The organism is Vibrio sp. V01_P9A10T6 (assembly GCF_963877065.1).
GTDB classification, from domain to species: Bacteria; Pseudomonadota; Gammaproteobacteria; order Enterobacterales; family Vibrionaceae; genus Vibrio; species Vibrio anguillarum.
Genome location: NZ_CAWNTB010000208.1, coordinates 1 through 15251 on the forward strand (window position 1 = coordinate 1; position 15251 = coordinate 15251).

Sequence of the window (15251 nt, forward strand, 5' to 3'; positions counted from 1 at the left end):
TTGATTGCAAAGAGCTTTAATTGACACCAAGATAAATAGACGTCTAGATGTTTACAGCTCCATATTAAAAGCGTAACTTAGCTCAGAACAGCAGAATGGTCACCGTGTTGATGCGACCCACGATATTGGTATCAACCACCGTTCTCTCAAAGGAATGAAGGAAAATAATGGCAATGATTGAACTTAAGCATCTGAAGACTTTAGTTTCTTTAAGGGATAGCGGCTCACTCACCTCAACAGCTACCGCGCTCCATTTGACGCAATCGGCCCTTTCACATCAGATTAAAGATCTCGAAACACGCATTGGCGGGCCACTGTTTCTACGTAAAACTCGCCCAGTGAAATTTACCTCAGAAGGAGAGATCCTACTGAAACTGGCTGACGAGATCTTGCCAAAGCTGGCCAGAGCTGAAAATGACTTGGCCAGTTTGAAAGAAGACGTCAATGGGCGCTTACACATGGCGATTGAATGCCACTCTTGCTTTCAATGGTTGATGCCAGCGCTGCGCGAATATCAGCTTGCTTGGCCAAGTGTGACGTTAGATTTTTCGTCCGGCTTTGGCTTTGAACCTTTACCCGCATTGCTGGCTGGCGAACTTGATTTGGTCATCACTTCCGATATTTTGCCTCGCTCAGAGGTACATTACGAACCACTCTTTGATTTTGAAATGCGCCTTATCACCTCTACAACTCACCCACTTGCAGGAAAATCGGTGATTGAACCAGAGGATCTCGCCTCACAAACGATGCTCACTTACCCCGTACAAAAGCAGCGTTTGGATGTGGTGAAACACTTTCTACAACCTGCTAGTGTTGAACCCGCGAAGTGGAAACAAGCCGACAACACTTTGATGCTAGTACAAATGGTCTCTGCTGGATTAGGTGTGGCAGCATTGCCAAATTGGGCCATCAGCGAGTTCTCTAGGCAGGGGCTTATTACCAGCAAGCCACTAGGGAAAGGTTTATGGCGTCGACTATTTGCCGCAACACGCCACAGCGAAAAAGATCGCCACTATTTACAAGCTTTTTTTGCCACCGCGCGCCAACAATGCAAAAGCCACCTTGACGGGATCAAGATGGCTTAAACTATTCGTCGTGTCGACATGGCTATTTGAATGACAGTGCGGTTGGTTAACTGTCACTGCACGCTGCTTAGCACTAGCGTTGGTTCGCTTTAAATTGGTTGGTCAGTGGGTCGTATTGGTAACCTAAAACATCCAGCTTACCGACTACATTTTCTCTATCCATTTCATACATACTGGCAAGCTCTTCGAAGCTATCACACTCTAAGCGTAGCTTCTCATTGACGATGCCAAGTAATATATTGCTATCAAAACGGCTGACGTTACTCAAATCCATGGCTCACTCCTATAGCAAAGAGACCACTAAAGACTAGCGGTAAAATTCGCACTAAAGAGTGACCCAGGTCTAGAGATTAAACAAACCTTGAAAACAAATACTGGCTGCCAGCATCAATAACAAGGCTGCCGTTAATTGAATTTTCTCAGCGCTTTTGGCAAACAGGATATGCCAGCACCACACGATAATACCTGCAATCATGAAACCGAATGTCGTTAGTAACGGCAATGTTGCTTGAGCCAACGTTTCATCATCTAACCCGTACGCGTGCGGCACAACGCATAAAGCGATCCCCATCGAGCAGAGAATGCCCACAACGGGTAGAACTCGATGGAAAGCTTGTAAACGCGAGCGCGCTATCGTTAGTAGAAGGTGCGAGAAACTCGCGCCCAACAAACCAACCAACAGCAACATAGCGATAGAAGCTGACCAATGACCCTGCTCTGATATCTGAATCGCGACATAAGCCAAGGCAAGGCCATTCGCCAAATACAGTGCCCATAACGGGCCTTCATCTCGAGTTTTCTTGGTTTGAACTTGTGAATAGAAATAGAAAATGGAAAAGACGACCAAAAAGGCTTCAATTTTTAGTGAAGCCACTGCCAACCAAAGCACACCAATGGCTGGCAAGACGCGATGAATACGGCCACGTTGTCCAGGACAAATATCCCCTTTGACCAGCACTAACGTCAGTAAGATTTGCGCACCGAGCAGCATGGGTGAAAAAACAGAAAGTAAGGTTTGAATCATAATCTAAACATCATCTGGAAACATCTGGGCGCGATAATAGCAAAGAGTAAGCGCGGATGCCCAGAGAAGGTTACTGACTTTCGGCCAAATACCTCAGCACGTCCGCTTGAGTCAATAAGCCTTTGTAACGAGTGTTATCGACCAGTACCCATGGAAACGCATGTCCTTTTTCGATCAAATTCACCACTTGATTCAGCTCGGTGTACGCGTCAAGCTGAGTGAAATGAAATTTCATGATCTGATTCACGGGCTTACGCCATACGGCCGCTTCACGCGTGGTTTCAAGATCGGTCCCCATGTTCGGCGTCAGATATAAATTGAGTGAGGCTACATCGACGATGCCGACACACTCTCCTTGATTGACGACTGGCAGCACATCAACTTTAGTCGCTTTAATATACTGATAAGCAAGAGAGATTGGCTCACTGGGATCCAGATGTGGTTTCCCCTCTTTGAACAGATTGAGCAAACAGTTGGGCTTTCGCTCTTGTTCCACTTTAGCGCCTGAATACACAAAACGGTTACGATACTCCTTGGCCCGAACCAGTTCCTTAAGCGGTAGTGGTTTTGAAAAAATATAGCCTTGTATGTAGTCAATGCCCAATGATTTAAGCACCCAAACCTCATGCTCTGTTTCCACCCCTTCAGCAACCACTTTCACGCCGAGTGTGTGCGACAGCTCAGTGATCATTTTAACAATGCTGTACTTATTGCTGTTGACCTGAATGTCCGTGACAAACTCGCGATCTATTTTTAAATAATCAAAATTGCAATCACTGAGGTAGGTAAAAGAGGAATAACCCGTACCAAAATCATCAATCGCAACCGTTACGCCACGCGATCGAAGAGCATTGAGGGCATCAACCTGATGAGATTGGCTATCAAAATAGGCGCTTTCAGTTAGCTCAATGGTGACTGATTGAGGCGTATCCGTGTAGCGATCAATGATCTCCATGGTATTGGTTAAAATCTGCGTCGCATCCATTTTGGTATTGAAAGAGCGGTTGATTGTTACCCCAACACCTTGGCCAAACAAGGTTTTTATCTTTGGTAAATCTTGCAAAGACAAGATACTGACACAACGATCAAGCTCGGCAATCAAATCCAGATCTTCCGCGATACCAATCATTTCTTGCGTGGTAAAAGGTAAATCGGGCACAGGCTTAAAACGGCATAACGCTTCGAATTTCGCAATGTTCCATGTTTTAGTATCGACAATCGGTTGGTAGTGTATCTCCAAGTCCTTCTGCGCAATCGCTTTAGCGACTCTGTCTTCCAAGTTTTTTCTACGTTTCACTTGTTGATGTATTTCACTGTGATAGAAACTGATGTTACGCGCTTCCCCTGCATGTTGTTCAAGCATTGCTTGCATCGCATGCGTCACCATTCGAGCTGGCGTTTTTGCATCGAACCCTAAAACAGACACACCAATTCGGCCATTAATAATCGCGGCGTGCGAGCTCGATTCGTTCTTTAACTCTTTCATAAAGCGACGGATCGCATGTTGAATGAGGCGAAAGTCGGTAGTTTTTTTGCACTCTGAACAGCTCAAACTGACCAAATAAATATCTTTTCCCACATAGCCCACCAACTTAGCTTCTTTACAGCGCGCCAAAAAACTGGAAAGCATTAAAGTTTCTACATGGTGTCGATCTGATTCAAACGCAGGTTGAAAAGCCAAAACAATTTGTGTTTGGCCTTTGGGGTACTCCATGCAATATGTTTCGAGCAAGGCTTTAAACTTTTGTTCGGTAGGCAGTTGCGTCAAAAGATCGATATCCCCAAGTGCCGTATCGGCTACGCGGTGAAGATTATCGGCTAAATCAAGCGTCATCCCTACAAAGAACACTCGGCCATCTTGCAGTACGATTTTTTGAATAGTTAATTCTTGTGGTGCAACCAGCCCAGATGCCCGACGATTGAGAATAACACCGCTCCAATAATCTTTGGTATTGATGTCATGCCACATCGATTGGTAAAACTCTTTGGAATGCTTGCCTGCATTAAATAGGTTGGCTTTTAATCCAAGTAGCTCATTTTGTTTGAAACCTGAATGCTGCTCAAAATAGTGGTTACAAGCCAAAACCCGCGTTTGATCGTCGGTTAGGATCAAACCATGATGTGTATTATCAAACACTCCTTCAAAAAGCTTGGCCACCTCTTGCAATGATTCCAGTTTGAGCAGCGGTCGAATCGTACCTTGCAACTGCGTGAGAGAAGTACGCTCGATAAAAATCTCCACATAAGTTAACGCCTGATCCGAAATAACAAGGTTGCAATTTAAAGCATGGCTTTTGCCACTTTCAATCACATACTTGAAGCAGCGCTTCATCTCTGCAGCTTTGCTCGGCGTCATATAACGCAAGAGTTCTTGGATATTGGCTATCGAAACACTGGAATGAAATAACGCATTCGCCGCTTTCAGATCACAAATAAACTCGGAAGTCGTTAGGTTAAACGACCAATCAATCGCATCATATCGAGCCACTGGCGGTTCTCGAAGGTCTGCCTTTTCTCGTAGCTCTTGAGACTTCACCTGTGCCATATAGACTCCAACTCATTCAAATGATTGACCATTAATGGTCACAGCATAGAGCAAAACTTAATCACAAGCCGTGAGTTAGCACTAATGATGTAAATGCAGTTGCTTATTTATTATTTTAGGCCAGACAAGCCATATAAAAAACGCCGAACACCAATACACCTCAAAAGGAGTAGCCTAGAACTATCGTAATCGAAAGAAAATAATGGATACAAAATGACCAATTGGTTCATTTTACAAGCTACTGAAATACATTAACTTGCCTTATTTGATTAATATATCTTGTCGATATGATAATTATTACTGATTGACGAGATTCATCAGCCTCTATATGGTACCGTTCCCACACCTAAGAGGTGCTGGAAAAACTAATCCGAGGTACTCATGAACAAACCCCTTTTTTCAGTCGCGCTAGGAGCGCTTCTGTTTACATCTTTTCAGTTCAGTGCTTCTGGAACGGAATCCGGAATATCAACTAGAATCATCAATGGAACTCCTGCTGACGCGGGTAGCTTTCCCTTTATGGTTGCCTTACACTATTCAACTCTTAAAAGCTCTTTTTGTGGTGGCAGCTACTTGGGTGATAAGTATGTACTTACCGCCGCTCACTGCGTAGCAGGAAAAAACCCGCTCAATGCTGAGGATATTGAAGTGACGGTTGGAGCGTATGACTTACGTACTAATGCTGGTCGCCGGGTAAAAGTCAAACAAATCTATTATCATGAAGCTTATGATGATGAAACTCATGCTGACTATAGCGAAAAATTCAACGATATCGCCATTCTTGAATTAGAAAACTCATTACCAATACAAGCAGTCACCCGACCTGATGCTGGTGCACTTAATCTGCTACACGCTGGCACGGTTTTAGAGATCATTGGCTTTGGGGCAACGAGTTACAGCCAACTGTTGAATAAATCGAGCAATCCTTCTCAAGTTTTACGTAAAGCCGAAATATCGTTAATGGATACTGCAACGTGCCAAGCTTTAGGTGGTAGCAACTACCCTCGTATAGGAAATGATGCTTTTTGTGCAAGCAGTTACCCGCAAGATACCTGCCATGGTGATAGCGGTGGTCCCGTTTTTATCAATGACGGCGGTAATTTCATTCAATATGGTGTCGTTAGTTGGGGGCGTGGTTGCGGGTTACAAGGCGCAGCTGGCGTTTATGCCAAAGTCGACCATTTTAATGATTGGCTGAATAAAAGAACATCAAAGGTTTCTTTCCGACAATCTCAACACAAAAACGAGATTAAGTATGGGCTTCATACCCATCGCTTTCATTTTGTAAACGGCTCTGATGAGACTATTACCGCAAACAACGTCACACTATCTCCAGCTTCTGCAAATATCACAGCCGAAAACTGTTCGCTAGGCTTAGCTCCGAGTAGCCAATGTTATGTTGATGTTTCTTATACCATTGATTCAATGACACCTGCTGATGTGCGCTTAGAGATTAACACTAATAGCCCACTAAATTTAGGAACCGTCACCTCGTCAATAAAGCTCAATACGGTTCTACAACCTGCTTCAAAATCACTAGAGGGGTTAATTACCGTACCCAATAGCAGTCTTAGTGTGAATGTAAACCCTTGGCTAGAAGAAGATGGTTGGCTACGTTCTGCCATTATGAACGATAAAGCGAGATCGGTTTTGTTTCTTGAAAACGTCCCGAAAGGAAAAGTAAGTTTTGATTTCCAAGTCTCCTCTACTTTTATTTATGATTCCTTAATTGTGAAAGTGAACGGTAACACTTACATAATCGAAGATGGTGAACGTAGTGGCAGCAGAACGTTATATTTGAATGAAGAAGTCAACGATATCCGCTTTGAATACGTAAAGACATCAAGCACACCAACCGGCAGTGATGCGGCTTACATCAAAAATTTGAAATATGAAAAGCCTTACTCCTTTACCTTACCCCCACTTTCAGGAGGTTCAGGCGGCGGTAGTACTGGTGGAATGACTTTATTGTCAATGCTGGCCGCCTTATTGATTCGACGTCGTTACTTGAGCCACTAACTCTTGTCTAAAGGTCAACCCGTTTTATTACTGGTTGACCTTTTTACTATTGGTGCATCCTTTTTATCACATATCACTTAGTATCTCTCCGACACACTTACCGCTCACTTTATTAATAATTTTCTTTATAAATAGAACGCAAAGCCAATGTTCCGCTAGATACTACCAGTGCAAGTCGTTATAATGCGCGGCTCATTAATCAGAGGTCAAAATATGCACAGCAACGTCACTCCTATTCATCAATATAAAAAATACTGGGCAGAGTGCTTTGGAACCGCACCTTTCCTGCCAACCAGTAAAAAGGAGATGGATGCCCTAGGATGGGACAGCTGTGACATCGTGATTGTCACGGGTGACGCTTATGTGGATCACCCCAGTTTTGGTATGGCGATCATTGGCCGTTTACTTGAAGCGCAAGGCTTTCGCGTTGGGATCATTGCCCAGCCGCAATGGCAAAATAAAGATGCCTTCATGGCGCTGGGAAAACCTAATCTGTTTTTTGGCATCACGGCCGGCAACATGGATTCGATGATCAACCGCTACACCTCTGACAAAAAATTACGTCATGATGATGCGTACACACCCAATAATGAAGGTGGCAAACGTCCAGATCGCGCCACGCTTGTCTATTCGCAGCGTTGTCGTGAGGCTTATAAAGATGTACCACTGGTACTCGGTGGTATAGAAGCCAGTTTACGCCGCGTTGCCCATTATGATTATTGGTCAGACAAAGTGCGCCGTTCTGTGCTGTTTGATGCCAAAGCCGACATACTGCTGTTTGGTAACGCAGAGCGCGCATTGGTTGAAGTAGCGCACCGCTTAGCCAATGGCGATAATATCGCTGATATGACCAATATTCGCGGCACAGCCGTGAACCTGGCCGCTGAGCCTGAACATTACACCATCATTGACTCATCACGTATTGAGAAACCGGGTAAAGCGTTTGTTCCTGTGAACCCTTACGCGGTGGAAACGCAGTGTGAAACTAATCAAGAAAAAGAAGCCGAAGCGAAGCCAATCACCATTCGTCCTTCTCGCCATGATGCCGCGACAACAGCGGTTCGTTTGCCTGCTTTTGAAAAGCTAAATAATGACCGGATTTTATACGCGCATGCAAGCCGTGTACTGCATTTAGAAACCAACCCCTATTCCGGCCGGGCGCTGATTCAGCGTCATGGCGACCGTGAGTTGTGGGTCAACCAAGCCCCGATCCCACTCACCACAGAAGAGATGGATTACGTGTTTGGCCTGAGCTACGCACGCGTGCCTCACCCTATGTATGGCAAAAGTAAAATTCCTGCTTATGACATGATCAAAACCTCGGTTAATATCATGCGTGGCTGCTTTGGTGGTTGTTCATTCTGCTCGATTACCGAACATGAAGGGCGCATTATCCAAAACCGTTCGAAAGAGTCGATTTTGAATGAGATGGAAGAGATCCGCGATAAAGTTCCCGGCTTTACTGGAACCATTTCGGATTTGGGTGGGCCAACGGCGAACATGTACCGTTTAGGTTGTAGTGATCCTAAAGCTGAGATGAACTGCCGCCGCCCATCGTGTGTTTTCCCCGGAATTTGCCATAAGCTCAATACCGACCACAAACATACGATTGATCTCTATCGTGAAGCGCGCAAAGTCAAAGGCATTAAAAAAGTGATGATCGCCTCTGGTGTGCGTTATGACTTGGCGATTGAATCTCCTGAATATGTGCGTGAATTGGTCACGCATCACGTAGGAGGCTATCTCAAGATCGCCCCAGAACATACCGAGAAGAATCCGCTCGATCTGATGATGAAACCGGGTATGGGCACCTATAATCGCTTCAAAGAGATGTTTGAGAAGTACAGCGCTGAAGCAGGTAAGAAACAGTACCTCATCCCATACTTTATTTCCGCGCATCCCGGAACGGAAGATGAAGATATGCTCAATTTGGCACTGTGGCTAAAATCAAACAATTTTGAGTGTGATCAGGTGCAGAACTTCTATCCATCGCCAATGTGTAATGCAACCGCGATGTATTACTCAGAGACTAACCCGCTCAAACGTGTGAAATACAAAAAACGTGAAGAAGTGACTGTCGCGAAGGGAGAGCGTCAACGCAGGCTGCACAAAGCGCTGTTACGCTACCATGACCCATTAAACTGGCCGATTATCCGTGAAGCCTTGATCAACATGGGTAAAAAGCATTTGATTGGTGATAAACCTAACTGCTTAGTGCCTGCGAATGATGTCGATGCACTCACGCCTGCGCAGCGTCGTAAATCTGGCCGTCACGGAGCGAACCGTTTTGCGACCAAACACACCAAAACTCAGCCGGGCTTTGATGCTCTTAACCCGCGTAAAGAGAGCGCTACTTCACCAAGCAAATCACGCGCTAGCAGCGCGACAGACAACGGTAAGAAAAACCAAGGCGGTGCATCTAAACCTACACACTCTCGCCCTACAAGTAAAGGCAAACCGTTTGCTCAAGCCTCTAAGCCAAGAGCGCCACGCGCAGAACAGAGATAATTCCAAAGCCATATGATCAGCACAATAAGGCTCCTTACGGAGCCTTATTGTTTTTCAAAGAACAGCGTTAGTTTACCGACCTCGATACCAAATTTTTTAATTTTAGTCAGGTTAAACACCCGCTTTTCATCTTGCCGGTAAAGCCAGTCGTCAAAGGTAACGGTTAGCGTAGAATCACCATAAGGTAAGGAAAAATCATATTGCCAGCGCAAGGCGTTACCTACTTCTTCACCTTGGGCTTGGCCTAATACATCATCCGCTTGACCGATATATTTTCCATCAGCAAAACGTTCAATCACCCATACTCTTTGGCTTTTTTCACCATCATCAAAATTGAAGTCTTCAACCAAAGTGAGTTTATTCCCCTCAACTGTTCCGTCGATGGCAACCTCGAAACGACGCGTTTGCATCCCCGTATAATCTTGCACCATCCCCCATGCGAACGTTCGACCAGAGAAGTACTCAAATAGATCAAACTTAGGTTGCGTGGATTGGTATTGAGTGAGATCAGCGCTGCACCCCACTAACCAAAGTAAAAGTAACAGATAACTGCGTCTGGCTATCGCTTTCATGGTTGCATTCCTATCAATTGCTTGCGTAAGTGTGGGTATTGCGTCTGTGGCGACAACCATATCGCGAGAAAGGCGTCATTTAACGCTTCGTCGACGACTGTACCAACCTGGGCTTGAACACCATTCTTAGGATGAAAAATAAAAGCGCCCTGCTGCCCATCGGAGGTGTAAATCAAGCGATCGCCCTCAGTAACGTTGGGGAAAATGGACGATAGGTGCACCAGCCACGGTGCAATTTGTTGCTCGGTTAATTTGAGTTTTTGCCACTGCTCTGCGGTCGATTCCACCAGCTGTTTACTACTGATGTCGCGCTGATATTCAATTTCAAGCGCCAAGGGATGAGGTGATAAATCGCTTCCTTGCTCGTACTGCCCTGATGGGGTACGAAGCTGCGAGGAATAAATATCTAGCCATAACCAGCTTAAATTCGCTTGGCCAATCACTGGCCAAGTTTGCCACTCGGCCAGTTTATCGTCTGCCACCGCCGCAAAAGCGTTATTCACCAAGCTGTGAAAGGCAATCACTATCAGTAACAGGTTGAATTTTCTTAGCCTATTTCTCTTTGCTAACATCATCGCTAAATACCCTAAGTATCAATGCACCGATCATCATCCACTGTAGCCACAAGATGGCCATAGTCAAACCCAATGGCCAATCAAAATGTACAGCGCCTAAACGTTCTGCCGCCCAATAACTTAAACTGCCTAACACGCCGACTATCAAACAAATGAGTTTGGATGGATAACGTTTCATCAGCACCACTAAATGGGAGGCATACCAAGAAAAAGCGCCCCACAACACCATTAACCAAATGGGAAAGTCATTGGTAGCAAAGCGTAATAATCCGAAATACTGATTAAGGGCATCGATAACAATACCCACTATGGTTAACGCAATCACCCTTTCCAAAGGATAAGAGAAGTGCCGCAAGGAAAACATCAATGCGGCTAACATCATGGCCAATGCCAACCACTGCAAACGTTCTGTACCAAGCACAGCAACAAACCAGATCGCTTGAAACCAAAGAGAGACAGCAAACAGCGTTTTCATTACATCGGTCTTTGCAAAGTCATATGTACAGTGCTGATGGATTTTGCTAAAAATCCCCCCTCGCAGTAGCAGAAATAGTAACGCCACATACGCGTGAATCGCTCGTCATACCCAAGTTGCGAAACTTGATGCTTTGCAACCTCAAAACGGTGACGCCAATGAGCAAGCGTATGAGCATAGTCAGGACCAAGATCAAACAGGTTGCGAACCACTAAATCACTGTGCTGTGTCGCCGCCGTTGTCAATGCAGTAATTGAGGGTAAAAAACCGCCGGGGAAAATGTATTTCTGAATGAAATCGACATTATTGCTGTAATAATCATAACGTTGATCAGCAATGGTAATGGCTTGAATCGCCATCAAACCATTGGGTTTTAGTAGTGACTGGCACTTTTCAATATAAGAGGCGAGGTACTCTTTACCGACCGCTTCGATCATCTCTATCGAGACTAATTTATCGTACTGACCTTGTAGCAGGCGGTAATCTTGCTTAAGCAAGGTGATTTGACTCTCCAGCCCCTGCCGCTCTATTTGCTGTGCGGTGTAGTAATGCTGCTCTTCAGAAATGGTCGTCGTCGTGACCTGACAGCCGTAAGTTTTGGCCATGTAAATCGCCATCGCACCCCAACCGGTGCCAATCTCAATCACGTGGTCGCTTGCTTTGAGTTGCAACTGCTGGCACAAACGTTCCATTTTATTGATTTGCGCCTGCTCTAACGTTTCATCCGGATGCAGAAACAACGCGCTGGAATAGAGCATATTACTGTCTAAAAAGGTGTGGTAGAGATCATTGCCTAGATCGTAGTGGGCATGAATATTCTCTTTGGCTTTATCGATTGAATTTCGATTGAGCCAGTGGCTGACTTTATAAAAAAGTTTGGTCAACACACTACTGCGAGCTTCAATGCCATCTAATGCACTGACATTACGAGCCATCAGTTCCATTAGGCTGGTCAAATTCGGGCTATCCCACCAACCATCCATGTAAGCTTCACCCGCTGCAATACTACCCCCTTTTAATAAACGAGCATAAAAATGAGGATGATGTATTTCAATCGTTGCATGGGGTTGATGCTCTTTAAGTACACCAAAAGTCTCCTGACTGGACGCGCCTTCATTGGAAAAGGTTTCAATGATGGTTAAAGTGCCGACGTCTAAACGCTGTAGACAGCGAAAAATGAAGCTTCTTGCACTCTTTTGCAACCCTGTCAGTTGCTTGGGCAACGCGAGAGTTTGTGAATTAAGCATTGAGCGTTCTCCTTGTTATTGTTATTTAGACACTGTCTCTGTGTAGATCTTGCGTATTTATGAATGTGGATTGGAGTAGAAAGGTGCTCCTTTAAGCCACAGCTTTAAAGCATGCCAGTAAATACCTATTGTCACTTTTACGGCCATCACGGGTGTTTTGATCAATAACTTGAGTAAATTTTTTGAATTAAATGGTTGTGCCTTCATCGATAAAGTCGCATCGAAAACTTTACCTTCTTTATGGCATTCCAAATGTACACTCAATGACGAACCAAGCGGCTTCAACTTCCAATGATATTGCTGATCAATAGGATTGAAGGGAGAAACATGAAACGCCTTTTGATGGCGCCACTGTTGCTGCTCTTCTCCCGCTTGTGCTTTCACCGCGTAGTAGTGCCGTTGATTCCAAGGTGTATTACTCACTTCGGCCAACAAGTATTGCCATTCACCTTGTTGATCATAAAGATAGTAGAAATTAACCGGGCTGAAATAGATTCCTAAATAACGAAGGTGACATACTGCCATCACCTTTCCAAAGCAGCGGTCGCCCGTCAGCTCATGAACTTTATCTTGTATGCACTGTTTTAAATCCCCTTCACCAAGATAATCGGCTCGCTGAAAACGCGCCCAGTGCCACCATTTTTCGCCAAACCCCCAAACTGAATCACTCAGTTGATCCAGTTCATCGAGATCAATACACGGCATAAACAATGGATAATTGAGCGCATGTTCAATCGGAGTAAAGCGTCGATGACGTACCATGCCAACCATCAAACAACTGTTGGGCTCCGTCTCCATCACGCCGCGCCTTTTAACTGCTGCGCTTGCGCTTCAAGCTGTGTCACCACATCCAGCGCACTGGTCACGCCATCTTCATGAAAACCATTGCGCCAATAAGCGCCACAGTACCAAGTGTTATTCACACCGTTGACTTCAGGCTTGCGTTGCTGAGCCGCGATAGATTGCGTGGTAAATACCGGGTGGTGATAAGTAAACTGTCGTAAAACTTTCTCATCAGCAATGCGGTCACCGCTGTTGAGCGATACACAAAAAGTATGAGCGCCTTTAATATGCTGCAAGATATTCATATTGTAGGTCAGCGCTGGTAAACGCGATTCTTGATCTGAACTACCATCAAGCCAATAGTTCCAAGCTGCCCAAGCGGCTTTTCGCTTAGGCAGCAGTGATGTGTCGGTATGTAGAGTGACTTCATTAGCTTGATAGTGCATTACACCGAGCACTTCTTGCTCAGCCTCTGTCGGTTGCTCTAACATACCTAATGCCTGATCGCTGTGACATGCAAAAATCACATGATCAAAGTGGTGTGATTGCCCATTAACAATGAGCTCGACACCTGCCGAGCCGCGTTTGACTTGTGTAACTGGGCTATCAAGATGAATCTTATCTTTAAAACCTTGCGTCAAGGGTTCGATGTACGCGCGCGATCCGCCTTCAACCACATACCATTGTGGTCGGTTAGTGATCTCTAGCAGGCCATGGTTGAGGAAGAAACGCAAAAAGAAACTTAACGGAAAAACCCGCATATCAGCCAAGGAAGATGACCAAATTGCCGCTCCCATCGGTAAAATATAATTTTCACAAAAATAGTCAGAAAATTGGTGCTCAAATAAGAAATCACCTAAGGTTTGCATTGATTGATGCGCTTGTTCTGCTTGCTGTTTCGCTAACCGATTGAAGCGAATGATTTCAAAAATGAAGCGATAAAAGACAGGGTTTAACCAGTTCCGCTTTTGTGCAAACAACGTAGTTGCGGTATGACCGTTATATTCCAGCCCATTCGCATCATTACGCACACTGAAGCTCATTTGAGTCGGAATGCCTTTTACGCCAATTTCATTCATCATTGCGATGAAATTTGGGTAGGTCCGGTCGTTGTACACGATAAAACCAGTATCAACTGCATGATTTTGACCATCGAGCTCAATATCGACGGTGGCGGTATGCCCACCAATGTAATGATTGGCTTCAAACACGGTAACATCATGATGTTTATGCAGATAATAACCGCATGTTAACCCGGAAATACCGCTACCAATAATGGCGATTTTCATACTCAATTCCTTTAATTACAAAACAGATCGTTATTTAAGTAATGCCGCAACTAATTTGCCTTGCCATGCGTAAGGTAAGCTGCCAATCAAACGTAATAGGCTCGTAAAACGAGCCGGAAAATAGAGGGTGGTTTTGCCTTTTTCCAACCCACGGCGAATCGCCTGCGATGCATACTCGGCACTGACCATCATTGGCATCGAAAAACTATTTTTATCAGTCAAAGGCGTGGCAACAAACCCAGGATAGATCATCGTCACAGCAACACCTTGCTCTCGCCAATCTTGCATGAGCGAGCGTGCTAGGTAACTAACCGCCGCTTTAGAAGCGCCATAGGCTTCTGCTCTTGGCAGCGCGATTTCACTGGCGATGGAACCAACGATCGCCACACGGTGGTTAGCAACAAAGTGATGCTGTATCGCCTCAATGCAATGAGCTAAACCCAAAACGTTTACGTCAAACACACGCTTAAACCGGAGTGAATCCATTTGACCATGATCGATGTATTCGCAATCGCCAGCGTTGAGGATCCACAGTGAAGGAGTAAAAGGCAGTTGCGATAAAGCCGATTTCGTTTGCTCAAAATCGGTAATATCAAACGCAATACCTTGGATCTGCGGATACTCTTGATGCATTTGATTAAGCTTGGCTTGGTTACGCCCACAAGCAATAACTTGCCAACCCGTTTTTGCATAATCAACAGCTAGCTGATAACCAATACCAGAAGTGGCTCCCGTGATAAGTACACTCTTCATTGCCCTAACCTCTGTTTGATCGAACGAATAACACTTCCCAGCAGCGGAATGTGTTCATAGAGCATTTCTCCCAAGTCGAAGTAATCACGGTGATAAATGACTTGGTTGTCTTGAAACTTGAGATGGCTCATCCCTTGCACTTGTATAAGTTTTCCACGAGCTAGCCGAGGATGCTGCAAAGACATAGTCCATGTGAGAAAGCCGCAGTCACCGACTTGCTGGTGATCATGGATGGTAAAATCACAACGCTCTACGTTCTGATACAAACGAGCAAAATAATCCGATAGCGCACGCCAACCTTCTATTCGATGAGCGGCATCCTCAAAAAGGACATTGTCGTGATAAACCTGACGTAATAAAGGCAAGTTCTCTTTGT

The 15251-nt window shown here is 45.0% G+C and carries 14 protein-coding genes; 3 read left to right on the forward strand and 11 right to left on the reverse strand.

The genetic code is table 11. The features are described 5' to 3' along the window. Positions 1-173: 173 nt before the first annotated feature. A complete protein-coding gene (gene metR, locus AACQ21_RS16110) occupies positions 174-1085 on the forward strand; it encodes an HTH-type transcriptional regulator MetR (protein WP_038148387.1) in 912 nt (303 codons plus the stop codon). Between the two features lie 73 nt (positions 1086-1158). Here metR and AACQ21_RS16115 read toward each other — a convergent pair whose 3' ends face one another. The 3 genes from AACQ21_RS16115 to AACQ21_RS16125 all read right to left on the reverse strand — a co-directional run bounded on the left by AACQ21_RS16115 (position 1159) and on the right by AACQ21_RS16125 (position 4654). Then, positions 1159-1359, reverse strand: coding sequence for a DUF4250 domain-containing protein (locus AACQ21_RS16115; protein WP_010316942.1), 201 nt, complete (start codon positions 1357-1359; stop codon positions 1159-1161). 69 nt (positions 1360-1428) lie between these two features. Beyond that, complete coding sequence (locus AACQ21_RS16120) at positions 1429-2109, reverse strand: hypothetical protein (protein ID WP_017047761.1); 681 nt, start codon at positions 2107-2109, stop codon at positions 1429-1431. 70 nt (positions 2110-2179) lie between these two features. Next, positions 2180-4654, reverse strand: coding sequence for a sensor domain-containing phosphodiesterase (locus AACQ21_RS16125; RefSeq protein WP_105977467.1), 2475 nt, complete (start codon positions 4652-4654; stop codon positions 2180-2182). Positions 4655-5035: 381 nt separating this feature from the next. Between AACQ21_RS16125 and AACQ21_RS16130 the strand changes: the two genes are divergently transcribed. Together AACQ21_RS16130 and AACQ21_RS16135 are read left to right on the forward strand one after the other, a co-directional pair. After that, entirely contained in the window at positions 5036-6673 is a 1638-nt protein-coding gene (locus AACQ21_RS16130) for a S1 family peptidase (RefSeq protein ID WP_258174241.1), read from the forward strand. Between the two features lie 213 nt (positions 6674-6886). Continuing rightward, positions 6887-9181, forward strand: a complete 2295-nt coding sequence (locus tag AACQ21_RS16135; protein WP_105977476.1) for a YgiQ family radical SAM protein — start codon at positions 6887-6889, stop codon at positions 9179-9181. Between the two features lie 44 nt (positions 9182-9225). On the opposite strand, the gene AACQ21_RS16140 is transcribed toward AACQ21_RS16135, so the two are convergent. The 8 genes from AACQ21_RS16140 to AACQ21_RS16175 form a co-directional block, all read right to left on the reverse strand. Beyond that, entirely contained in the window at positions 9226-9753 is a 528-nt protein-coding gene (locus tag AACQ21_RS16140; RefSeq protein WP_017049908.1) for a DUF3833 domain-containing protein, read from the reverse strand. After that, positions 9750-10328: a chalcone isomerase family protein gene (locus tag AACQ21_RS16145; RefSeq protein ID WP_105977469.1), complete on the reverse strand. Its 579-nt coding sequence runs from the start codon at positions 10326-10328 to the stop codon at positions 9750-9752. The genes AACQ21_RS16140 and AACQ21_RS16145 overlap by 4 nt, the downstream gene beginning before the upstream one ends. Next, entirely contained in the window at positions 10306-10803 is a 498-nt protein-coding gene (locus AACQ21_RS16150; RefSeq protein ID WP_105977470.1) for a DUF2878 domain-containing protein, read from the reverse strand. Before AACQ21_RS16150 ends, AACQ21_RS16145 begins: the two co-directional genes overlap by 23 nt. Next, positions 10803-12050: an SAM-dependent methyltransferase gene (locus AACQ21_RS16155; protein ID WP_105977471.1), complete on the reverse strand. Its 1248-nt coding sequence runs from the start codon at positions 12048-12050 to the stop codon at positions 10803-10805. Before AACQ21_RS16155 ends, AACQ21_RS16150 begins: the two co-directional genes overlap by 1 nt. A 57-nt stretch (positions 12051-12107) precedes the next feature. After that, the gene (locus tag AACQ21_RS16160; protein WP_105977472.1) at positions 12108-12848 is read right to left on the reverse strand and encodes a DUF1365 domain-containing protein; all 741 of its coding nucleotides are present in this window, start codon (positions 12846-12848) and stop codon (positions 12108-12110) included. Beyond that, entirely contained in the window at positions 12848-14122 is a 1275-nt protein-coding gene (locus tag AACQ21_RS16165) for an NAD(P)/FAD-dependent oxidoreductase (RefSeq protein ID WP_181185593.1), read from the reverse strand. Before AACQ21_RS16165 ends, AACQ21_RS16160 begins: the two co-directional genes overlap by 1 nt. Positions 14123-14152: 30 nt before the next feature. Further along, positions 14153-14875, reverse strand: a complete 723-nt coding sequence (locus AACQ21_RS16170) for an SDR family NAD(P)-dependent oxidoreductase (RefSeq protein ID WP_105977474.1) — start codon at positions 14873-14875, stop codon at positions 14153-14155. Continuing rightward, positions 14872-15251 (reverse strand): nuclear transport factor 2 family protein (locus AACQ21_RS16175; RefSeq protein ID WP_105977475.1); only part of this gene is annotated, 380 nt, incomplete at its 5' end. The genes AACQ21_RS16170 and AACQ21_RS16175, both read right to left, overlap by 4 nt.